This is a genomic window from Kitasatospora sp. NPDC096204, assembly GCF_044763205.1.
Lineage (GTDB): Bacteria > Actinomycetota > Actinomycetes > Streptomycetales > Streptomycetaceae > Kitasatospora.
In genome coordinates this window covers 54,696-64,556 of sequence record NZ_JBIWFT010000048.1, presented here as the reverse complement: position 1 = coordinate 64,556, position 9,861 = coordinate 54,696, and the positions used below count along the sequence as shown (strand labels likewise).

The 9,861-nt window shown below is 73.0% G+C and carries 8 protein-coding genes; 3 read left to right on the top strand and 5 right to left on the bottom strand.

Translation table 11 applies throughout. The features are described 5' to 3' along the window. Positions 1-348 precede the first annotated feature (348 nt). From ACIQ87_RS35650 to ACIQ87_RS35635, 4 genes are all read right to left on the bottom strand, one after another. Entirely contained in the window at positions 349-1,023 is a 675-nt protein-coding gene (locus ACIQ87_RS35650) for a nucleoside/nucleotide kinase family protein (RefSeq protein ID WP_402415280.1), read from the bottom strand. 95 nt (positions 1,024-1,118) lie between these two features. Next, a complete protein-coding gene (locus tag ACIQ87_RS35645) occupies positions 1,119-2,075 on the bottom strand; it encodes an LD-carboxypeptidase (RefSeq protein WP_402415277.1) in 957 nt (318 codons plus the stop codon). Positions 2,076-2,209: 134 nt separating this feature from the next. Further along, positions 2,210-3,250: a tryptophan--tRNA ligase gene (trpS, locus tag ACIQ87_RS35640; RefSeq protein ID WP_402415293.1), complete on the bottom strand. Its 1,041-nt coding sequence runs from the start codon at positions 3,248-3,250 to the stop codon at positions 2,210-2,212. 280 nt (positions 3,251-3,530) lie between these two features. Next, positions 3,531-5,105, bottom strand: a complete 1,575-nt coding sequence (locus ACIQ87_RS35635) for an APC family permease (RefSeq protein WP_402415290.1) — start codon at positions 5,103-5,105, stop codon at positions 3,531-3,533. A 323-nt stretch (positions 5,106-5,428) separates the two neighbouring features. Between ACIQ87_RS35635 and ACIQ87_RS35630 the strand changes: the two genes are divergently transcribed. Both ACIQ87_RS35630 and ACIQ87_RS35625 read left to right on the top strand, forming a co-directional pair. After that, on the top strand, positions 5,429-6,556 hold the full coding sequence (locus ACIQ87_RS35630) for an ABC transporter substrate-binding protein (protein ID WP_402415274.1): 1,128 nt from the start codon (positions 5,429-5,431) through the stop codon (positions 6,554-6,556). Between the two features lie 214 nt (positions 6,557-6,770). Next, positions 6,771-8,078 carry a hypothetical protein gene (locus ACIQ87_RS35625; RefSeq protein ID WP_402415271.1) on the top strand — a complete coding sequence of 436 codons (1,308 nt, stop codon included), beginning with the start codon at positions 6,771-6,773 and terminating at the stop codon, positions 8,076-8,078. Positions 8,079-8,176: 98 nt separating this feature from the next. Here ACIQ87_RS35625 and ACIQ87_RS35620 read toward each other — a convergent pair whose 3' ends face one another. Continuing rightward, positions 8,177-8,719, bottom strand: coding sequence for an NUDIX hydrolase (locus ACIQ87_RS35620; RefSeq protein ID WP_402415268.1), 543 nt, complete (start codon positions 8,717-8,719; stop codon positions 8,177-8,179). A 125-nt stretch (positions 8,720-8,844) separates the two neighbouring features. Here ACIQ87_RS35620 and ACIQ87_RS35615 point away from each other — a divergent pair, with 125 nt between their 5' ends. Continuing rightward, positions 8,845-9,852: an ATP-grasp domain-containing protein gene (locus tag ACIQ87_RS35615; protein WP_402415265.1), complete on the top strand. Its 1,008-nt coding sequence runs from the start codon at positions 8,845-8,847 to the stop codon at positions 9,850-9,852. Positions 9,853-9,861 lie beyond the last annotated feature (9 nt).

Genomic DNA, 9,861 nt, shown 5'->3' with positions numbered 1-9,861 from the left:
AAGGAACGGACGCTTCCTTCGGACCGCCTTCCAGCGGGCCCTCCGGGCTTCGTTCTTTCGTGTTTCCAGCTTATCAGATGTTTTCCGCTCCGTTTCCGGGGCTTCGTTCATCCAACTCGCCGGTGTCTTCCGGGGCTTGACGCCCTGTCCGACGTTTCAAACTCTAGCCGATCCCCGCTCCGAAAAGCGAATCCGACCGCAACCCAATAAAACGAGCACACCGAATAAGCACCAAGCCGTCACGCGGAAAAGCGAAACGACCGGCACGAACCGGAAGTGGTGTTTCAGAGGATTGGCCGCTCCGGGACCGTCCGCGCCGATGCGTGTCCGGTGCTCCCTGCCGAGCGACTAGAGAACACTACCCCTGTCCGAGGCCGAAGGCAAACCCGTCCCGGAGACGGTCCTGGTGCAGAGCGCCCGGCCGGGCTTCACGTACTCGCCGTTCGGATGGTCGTTGCCGGTGACCCAGTGGCGGGCGGCGGCTTCGTCGCGTCCGCCATCGCGGTGCCGCCGGAGCAGGCGCTCCTCACGTTCCTCGTCGTCGGTATGCACGTACCAGAGCTCGTGGAGCAGTCGACGGGCGTCGGGCCAGGGGGTGTCTGCGGAGGCGAGGTAGTTGCCTTCGGTGATGACGAGTCGGGTGTGCGGGCGGACCACGTGGCGGGCGGCGACCGGTTCGTCCAGGGTGCGGTCGAAGTCCGGGACGTAGATGTCCTGGAAACGGTCGCCCGCGATGCGGCGCAGCAGGGCGACGTAACCGTGGGCGTCGAAGGTGGCCGGGGCCCCCTTGCGGTGACTCAGGCCGAGGCGGTCGAGCTGGACGCCGGAGAGGTGGAAGCCGTCGAGCGGGACGTAGGCGGCGCTGCCGGGGCCTTCGGCGCGCTCGACCTCGGCGACCAGACGGCGGGCCAGGGTGGACTTGCCGGCACCGGGCGGGCCGGCAAGTCCGAGGATCGTGCGGGCGTTGCTGCCCGGGCCGCGCAGGAAGCCGAGGGCAAGGGCGGTGAGGCGGTCCTCGTTCATGGCGGCACCTTACTCAGCGCGCGCTTCGTTCAGCGTGCCCCTTGCTCGGTGACCCCGGGCGGGCCGGACTCACCAAGTCGGGTCGGGTCGCGAGCTCAGCGGCCGGCGAGGGCGGGCTGGTCCAGTGTCAGGGTGCCGGCGTCGGCGTCGAGCAGGGCGGGGACGCCGAGCGGGACTGTGAGGGTGGAGGGGCAGTGGCCGAAGCCCAGTTCCCAGAGCACGGGAACGCCGAGCCCGCCGAGCCGGTCGAGCATCACGTCCCGGACCCGCTCGGGCCGTCCGCAACCCTCCCAGGAGCCCAGGGCCACGCCGGCCACGCCGTCGAGGGCGCCGGAGCGCAGGAGCTGGGTGAGCAGCCGGTCGAGCTGGTAGGGGTGCTCGTTCACGTCTTCGAGCAGCAGGATGCCGCCCTCGTAGGAGGACCGCGCGGCGGGTGTGCCGCGCTCGGCGGTGAGGACGTGGAGGCAGCCGCCGGCCGTGACGCCGCGGGCCCGGCCGGGGACGAGCGGGGCGGCGGTGGGTGAGGTGAGGACGGTGACGCCGGCCGGGTCGAAGAGGGTGCGGCGCAGGTGCTCGGCGGTCGGGCCGTCGGAGACGAAGGAGGCCCCGGCGGCCAGCGGGCCGTACAGGGTGGCGAGGCCGAGGCGCTGGGCGAAGGCCTCGTGCAGGGAGCTGACGTCGCTGAAGCCGATGAAGGGCTTGGGTGCGGCGGCGCGCATCGCGGTCCAGTCGAGCAGGTCGACGAGGCGGTGCACGCCGTACCCGCCGCGGGCGCAGATGACGGCGTCGACGGCGGGGTCGAGCCAGGCGGACTGGAGGTCGGCGGCGCGGTCGGCGTCGGTGCCGGCGAGGTAGCGGAGGGTGGGGTGGGTGTCGAGGACGTGCGGGGCGACGGTGACGCGCAACCCCCAGGAGCGGAGGATCGCGCAGCCGGCGGCGAGGCGTTCGGCGTCGATGGGGCCGCTCGGGGCGACGACGGCGATGTGGTCGCCGGGGCGCAGGTGCGGCGGGCGGGTCAGCCCCTGGCCGGATGTGGTCGGGTGCTGGTCCATGGGCCAGGCCACCTTTCGGGCGCGGGATCGGGGTGCGGGCGGTCGCGTCGTGGCCGCGACCGCCCGGTGACGATATGCCCCGTGTCAACCGGCCGATGTCCCTCGTTCGGCCGGTGCCCGGCGGTGAGCGCTCTTCAGATCGCCGCCCCCATCACCTCCCGGACCTCGGCGAGGGTGGCGTCGGCGACGGCGTTGGCCCGCTCGGCGCCGTCGCGCAGGACCTGCCGCAGGTGGCCCCGGTCGGCGGCGAGTGCGGCGCGGCGGGCGCGCATCGGGCGGAGGAACTCGTTGACGGACTCCGTGACGGTGCGCTTGAGCGCGGCGGCTCCGCCGTCGCCGATCTCCTCGGCGACGGCTTCGGGGGTGCGGTCCTGGCAGAGGGCGGCGAGCAGGACGAGGCTGGAGACCTCGGGCCGGTTGACCGGGTCGTAGCCGATCCGGCGGTCGGCGTCGGTCCGGGCACCGCGGATGATCCGGGCGGTCTCGTCCTCGGTGGCGCCGAGGGCGACGGCGTTGCCCCGGCTCTTGCTCATCTTGCCGCCGTCGGTGCCGAGCAGCATCGGGGCGTCGGAGAGCAGGGCCTGGGGTCGGGGGAAGACGGCGCTGCCGTCGGCGTGCGGGTAGCGCTCGTTGAAGCGGCGGGCGACGGTGCGGGCGACCTCGAGGTGGGGCAGCTGGTCCTGGCCGACCGGGACCAGGTCGGCCTTGCAGAAGAGGATGTCGGCGGCCTGGTGGACGGGGTAGGTGAACATCAGCCCGCTGACGGCGGACTGCCGGGAGTGGGTGATCTCGTCCTTGACGGTGGGGTTGCGGCGCAGTTCGGCGACGCTGACCAGGCTGAGGAAGGGGAGCAGCAGCTGGTTGAGGGCGGGGACGGCGCTGTGCGGGAAGATCGTCGCCCGGTCGGGGTCGAGGCCGGCGGCGAGGTAGTCGAGGACGAGGTTCTCGGTGTGCTCGGCGAGCCGGTCGGCGAGGTCGCGGTCGGTGATGACCTGGTAGTCGGCGACCACGACGAACATCTCGACGCCCTGGTCCTGGAGCCGGACGCGGTTGCGCAGGGTGCCGAAGTAGTGGCCGAGGTGGAGCGGTCCGGTGGGGCGGTCCCCGGTGAGGACGCGGTGGGCGGTCGGGTCGTCGTCGTACGGAACGGACGGGACGGCCGTGCTGGACGGCACGGACGTGGTGAACGGGACGGACGGAACGGACGTGGCGGCGCCAACGGCGGTGGACGCGACGGCGGCGGACGCGGGCGTGGTGGTCAAGGTCTCTCCTCGGTGCGGCGGTGGTGGTCTGCCGTCCGGGGCGAGGGGCCCGTTCTGCGATGAGCGCGGGGCTCGGAAAACGCAGCAGGGCCGTCCATCCCGGACGGCCCTGCTCAGGCGGGTGTGGTGGCCGTCCTAGGACGGCCACCAGCACAGGCCCGTGAAACGCTTCATGCGCTCAACAGTACTGGTGTCAGTCCTCCACGACCAGCGCCTGGGTGTCCTTGGTCAGCGTCTCGCCGCGGAAGAACTCCGGCCGGATGAAGCCGTACCAGGTCATCAGGCCGGCGCCGAGCAGCAGGATGCCGACGCCGATCACGAAGACCGAGCCGATGCCGAAGACCGAACCGCTGCCGTAGCCCGGGTCCCAGGCGTCGGTGAGGGTCTGCAGGAAGACCGCGGTGAGCAGCACCCCGCCGAGGAGCGGGGCGGCGCCCTTGAGCAGCAGGTCGCGGACGCCGGTGCGCAGCGAGCGGCGGAAGTACCAGACGCAGGCGAAGGCGGTCAGCGCGTAGTAGAAGCAGATCATCAGACCGAGCGCCAGGATGGTGTCCTGGACGACGTTCTCGCTGATCAGGCTCATGCCCACGTAGAAGACCGCGGTGGCGATGCCCGCCGCGACGGTGGCGTAGCCCGGGGTACGGAAGCGCGGGTGGACGGCGCCGAAGCGCGGCGGCACGGCGCGGTAGGCGCTCATCGCGAGCAGGGTGCGGGCCACCGGGATGAAGGTGGTCTGCAGGCTGGCGGCGGCGCTGGCGACGACGGCGAGGAAGAGCAGGATGCTCCACGGCGAGCCGAGCACCGGACGGGCCAGCGCGGCGAACACGTTGTCGGCGGTGGCCGGGTTGCCGAGGCCGTTGCCGGTGCTGCCGACGCCCGCGAACATCTGGGAGGCGATCGCGACCAGCAGGTACGAGCCGACCAGGGTGACCATGGAGATCATCGCGGCACGGCCCGGGGTCTTGGCGCTGCCCTGGGTCTCCTCGTTCATGGTCAGGCAGGTGTCCCAGCCCCAGTACATGAAGATCGACAGCGACAGTCCGGCGGTGAACGCGCTGAACGAGCTGACCTGGAGCGGGTTGAGCCAGGAGAAGGAGAAGCCGATCGAGTCGGGCAGGTCGCCGGAGGCGGCCTTGCCGATGGCGATGGCGGAGAAGAGCAGCAGCACGGCCAGCTGGAGGCCGACCAGGCTGTACTGGAACCACTTGGTGGCGGTCATCCCCCGGTAGCTCATCGCGGTGGCGCCGGCGATCAGCAGGACCACGGTGAGCAGGTGGACGGCCTTGTTCTGGTCGAGTTCCGTGACCCAGCTGCTGCCGGTCATCTCCCCGAGCATCAGGTACAGGAAGTCGGTCGCGACCCCGGCCAGGTTGGAGAGCACGATGATGGTCGCCACCGTCAGACCCCAGCCGGCCATCCAGCCGACCCGGGGGCCGAAGGCCCGCACACCCCAGGTGAAGGACGTTCCGCAGTCCGGGAAGTCCTTGTTCAGCTCCTTGTACGCGAACGCGACGAGCAGCATCGGCAGGAAGCCCGCGAGGAACACCGCGGGCATCTGGACGCCGACCGCCGTGACGGTCGGGCCGAGCGTGGCGGTCAGGCAGTAGACCGGGGCGACCGTCGAGACGCCCAGCACCACGCTGCTCAGCAGGCCGACGGAACCGCCCCGTAGACCCTTGTCCCCCGCTCCCCCAGCCGTCCCCTGACCCGCGGGGACTCCACCACTGATGCCACTGACCGGGGCACCCTGCGGAGCGCCGGGCGCCATTGCCCGGCCGCTGCTCGTGTGCTCTGAGAGCTGCTGATCAAACACCAGCGCACCCTAGATGCGGGCGTGGAAGGTTGAGTAGACCAACCCTTGGTGATCTAAACCACTTGCTTCGATTCGTTCCCGCGCAGGCCGTTCGGGCTGATGTATTTACGGCTTGTTAACCCATGTACCTTTGTTTCAAAGGAGTTGACCCAAGGAATTTTCTCCCTTTTGCCAAGGTTCAGCATGATTTGCCCCCCTGGTACGAGCGGATCGCGACCCCGCCACCCCGAGTCAGATAGGTTTGCCTAACCTAATTTCGATCGTGAATGGAGCGTCGCGTGTCCCCCACCCCCGACGACCTGGCCCTCGTCGCCCGCACCGCCCCCCGCACCGCCGGCCGCCGCGGATTCCTCACCGCGGCGATCGCCGGAGGAGCGGTCCTCGGCCTCGGCGGGCTGCTCACCGCCTGCGGCAGCTCGGGCGGATCGGGTGGAGCGGGAGGCAGCGGCGGCTCGGCCCCGGCCGGCGGCGGCTCCTCCCCGGACCAGAAGTCGGTCAAGCAGGGCGGTGACGACTACGCCACCGTGATCGAGAAGATGAAGGGCTTCGGCGCCGACGCCGCCCCCGGCGTCTACCCGCGCACCCTCCGGCACGCGATGGGCGAGACCGTCATCCCGGCCAGGCCCACCCGGGTCGTGGTGCTGGACACCGGCGAGCTCGACAACGTCGTCGCCCTCGGCATCCAGCCGGTCGGCGTCGTCCACACCGACGGCTCGAAGTCCCTGCCGTCCTATCTCAAGGACAAGGCCGGCAGCCCCGCCGCCGTCGGAACCATCAACAGCCTCAACCTGGAGGCCATCGCCGCGCTCAAGCCGGACCTGATCCTCGGCAGCCAGCTGCGCGCCCAGGACCAGTACACGCAGCTGTCCAAGATCGCGCCGACCGTCTTCTCGCTGCGCCCCGGCTACCCCTGGAAGCAGAACTTCCTGCTCAACGCGAGCGCGTTCGGCCTGGAGGCCGAGGCCAAGGCCCAGCTCGACGCGTACCAGGCGTCCGCCGCCGCGATCGGCGCGAAGCTCGGCGACAAGCGGCCCACCATCACCCCGCTGCGCTTCATGCCGGGCCGGACCCGGCTCTACGCCGAGCTCTCGTTCATCGGCACCATCCTCACCGACGTGCCGCTGCCGCAGCCCGAGATCGAACGGGTCCGGGAGCTCGCGGTGGAGGTCAGTCCGGAACAGATCGACAAGGCCGACGCCGACTGGATCTTCTACGGCGTGTACGGCAGCCCCAGCTCGACCAACCAGGACGCGGTGCTGGGCGGTGCGCTCTGGAAGACGCTCGGTGCGGTCAAGTCCGGTCAGGCCCGGCCGGTTTCGGACGAGACCTGGTTCCTCGGGCTCGGAGTCATGGCGGCCAACGCGGTGCTCGCCGACCTCAAGGGCTTTGTCGCGCCCGGAAGTTGATCACACCCGGTGGGGCTGGGCCGGGGGCTGCGAACAGCACGGGACGCCACTCCTGTCGGGTGGCAACAGTGTTCGCCCTGCGCTGTCTTGGACGATCCCGGGACGGCCCCGTGACCATCCCACGGTGGTATCGCGCACACCATCGGGTTCGACGCTTGGAGCTGATCGCGCCGTGCGGGAGGATCGTCGGAACCGTTCCCCGAAGGGCCCGCCGATGACCTCGCTCCGCACCACCGCAACCGACCCGTCCCTGCCCGGCCCGCCCGGGGACAGCGCCGGGTCCTCGCCTCCACCCGCCGAGGCCGGCCCGCCCGCCGCGGCCGGCCCGATGTGCTCGATCGCGGCCGCCGCCGAGCCCGGTGCGGCCGCGTCCGGCGTCCCGGTGGGTGCGGTGGGTGCGCCGCGCCAGGGCGGCACGGCTCGGCAGGACACGGTGCGCCACGACACGGTGCCGCGGCCGCGCAGCCGGAGCGACGCGGAGGCGCCGCCCGTCCTGCGCGCGGTCGGCCCGGAGGACCACGGCGCTCCGACCGGCGGCGACCCGACCACGGCAAGGCTGCGGGCGGCGTTCGCCGACCGGCTGCGGGCCGCGCACGCCCGGGGCCGTTCCGTCGCCGAACTGGCGGACGCGTGCCGCCGACCGGTCGCCGAGATCTGGGCCCTGCTCGGCACGGACGCCGACGCGCCCGCCGACGCCCAGGCCGACGCCGACACTCAGGCCGGGCACGGTCCGGTCGCGCCCGACGCCTCCGCGGACATCGCCGCTGCCGCAGCACCCGACACCCTTGACGGGCCGGACCGGGGCGGGGCCGACGGCGGGTTCGTCCGGCCTCTGTCCGCCGCCGCACCGTCGGAGGTCGGCCGCTCCGGGTCGGCGCCGCGCCCGGCGCGTGAAGAGCCGCGGATCCTGGGCTACCGGCGGCCCTCGCCCTCACGGCGACTGCGCCGGATGCACCCGCAGGCCACCCAGAACGGGCAGGGGGCGACCGCACGGGAGACGGCCGCGTCCGGCCCGACCGAGACGGGCCTGCCGGGCGCCGCCAGCCGGGCGGGCGAACGTGCCGGTGCGGCGGAACTCGCGGCGCAGGGGCCGTCGTTCGGGGCCGGCCAGGAGGTCCTCGGCTTCACCGCGGTCGATGCCGTCACCGCCACCGGCCCTGCCGCCGGGACCTCGTGGACCGACCCTCCGCTCGGCATCCTGATCGGTGGCAGCCCCGGACCGGCCGAGGCCCTCGGCCGCCCGGAGGAACGCGCGCCGGTGCGGGTGGCGGCCCGGCCCATCCGGGTCGGCCGCGGCACCTGTCTGGTGGTGCTGCCCTCCTGGCGGCCCGCCATCGCCGTCTCGGTGCCGACCGAACAGCTGCTGTCCGCGACCGGGCTCGGCTCCGAGCAGCTGGTCGGCGCCCGGCTGACGGTGCTGATGAACCCCGCCGCGCTGCACGACCGGGAGCTGGAACTGCACGGGTGGGAACCCGCTCCGGCCGGCCCGGCCGGGCGGACCCGACGCGGCGGGCGCGCGTAGCCGCTCCGCCGGGCGCCGTTCGGGGCCGGGGCCGGGGCCGGCGCCGGGGCCGGCGGACCGATGGGCCCAGCGGGCCGACGGTCTCATGGTGCGGCGGTTCAGCGGGCCTGACCGGTGGCCGGAGCGTTCGGGACGTACCCGAGGTCGACGGGCACCGGCGGCCGCCCGTCCACGGCCCAGCCCGTACGGACAGCGTCCAGCAGTTCCGGCAGCGCGGGCGGCCAGAGCGCGTCGGCGTTCTCGTCGGCGAGGTCCGCCGGGGTCCACCAGCGCCAGTCCAGGATCCGGTCGACGGCGTGCACCTCGCTGACGTCGCCGACCGGGCCGCGGTGCGGTCCGCCGGTGAGGTAGATGTGCTCGTGCTGGCGGACCGGAGTGCCGTGCCAGGTGAAGTCGTGCTCCCAGGTGCAGAGCAGCGGGCCGGGTTCGAGATCGCTCCAGCCCGTCTCCTCCCACAACTCGCGCCGGGCGCCCTCCCACGGCGTCTCGCCCGGCTCCAGTCCACCGCCCGGCATGGTCCAGTGCACGCCGACCTCGTCGTTGTCCGAACGGAGCAGGAAGACCGAGCCGTTCCCGTCCAGTACCACCGTGCGGGCGGCCTGCCTCGGCCTGCGTTTGCGGGATCGCAGCAGATTTCGCATCGGGTCACTCTCGCAGCGGCCGCACCGGGGCGTCGAGGGGATTCGGCACTCCGGTCGGGGTGCTCGGGCCGTCCGGTCCGTCGTGGCGGGCGCGGGATCAGCCCGCCGGCCGTACCCTGACGGCCATGCCCGTACCCGCGATCATCTTCCCCGCCGATCCGCTCAACCCGCGCCGGCCCGACCCGCACTTCGCCTGGGAGGCCAGGATGCTGCGGGAGTTGGGCGGCGAGCACCACCTGGTCGACCACGACGGGCTGCTCGCCGGGCGGGCCGACGAGGCCGTCCGGCAGGTGCCGCGGGACAGTGGACCGCTCTGGTACCGGGGTTGGATGCTGCCCTCCGCCCGGTACGCCGACTTCGCCGCCGCGCTCACCACCCGCGGCGGCAACCTGCTGACCAGCGCGCCCGGGTACGCGGCCGCCCACGAACTGCCCGGCTGGTACGGCGTGTTCGAGGGCGCGACGCCGGCCAGCGCGTGGATCCCGTCCGACGGAGCGGTGCCGCCCGGGCCGGCGGAGCTGGCGGAGGCCGCGGCCCGGCTCGGCGGGCACGGACCGGCGATCGTCAAGGACTACGTGAAGTCGCGCAAGCACGAGTGGCTCGAGGCCTGCTACGTGCCCGAGTTGGCCGACCTGACGGCGGTCGGCCGGGTGGTGGGGCGGTTCGTCGAGCTGCAGGGCGAGTTCCTGGCGGGCGGCGTGGTGCTGCGACGGTACGAGGAGTTCGAGGGCGCCGGCGTCCCGGTGGAGGGACCGGCCGGTACGGCCGACGCGGCCGCGAGGTGCGGGGTGGCCGACGCGGCCGACACCGTCGGCCCCACCGGACCGGAGCACGCGGACGGCGGCCCGCCGGAGAGCGGCGGGCGCGCCGTGGAGGCCCGGGTGTGGTGGCTGGACGGCCGGCCCGTCCTGGTCGGGCCGCACCCGGACGCCCCGCGCCGGGCCGTCGAACCCGATCTCACCGACGTCCCGGCGCTGGTCCGCAGACTCGGCTGCCGCTTCGTCACCACCGACCTCGCCAGCCGGGCGGACGGCTCCGGCTGGCGCGTGGTCGAGGTCGGGGACGGGCAGGTGAGCGAACTGCCGCGCGGGATCGATGTCTCGGGGCTGCTGGCCTCGCTGATCGCCGCCTGACGGACCTCG

What these genes read in the sequence shown, in the direction of transcription:
- ACIQ87_RS35650 (WP_402415280.1), bottom strand. Translation starts at nt 1,023, where the DNA reads ATGAACGAGGACCGCCTCACCGCCCTTGCCCTCGGCTTCCTGCGCGGC.
- ACIQ87_RS35645 (WP_402415277.1), bottom strand. Translation starts at nt 2,075, where the DNA reads ATGGACCAGCACCCGACCACATCCGGCCAGGGGCTGACCCGCCCGCCG.
- ACIQ87_RS35635 (WP_402415290.1), bottom strand. Translation starts at nt 5,105, where the DNA reads ATGGCGCCCGGCGCTCCGCAGGGTGCCCCGGTCAGTGGCATCAGTGGT.
- ACIQ87_RS35625 (WP_402415271.1), top strand. Translation starts at nt 6,771, where the DNA reads ATGACCTCGCTCCGCACCACCGCAACCGACCCGTCCCTGCCCGGCCCG.
- ACIQ87_RS35620 (WP_402415268.1), bottom strand. Translation starts at nt 8,719, where the DNA reads ATGCGAAATCTGCTGCGATCCCGCAAACGCAGGCCGAGGCAGGCCGCC.
- ACIQ87_RS35615 (WP_402415265.1), top strand. Translation starts at nt 8,845, where the DNA reads ATGCCCGTACCCGCGATCATCTTCCCCGCCGATCCGCTCAACCCGCGC.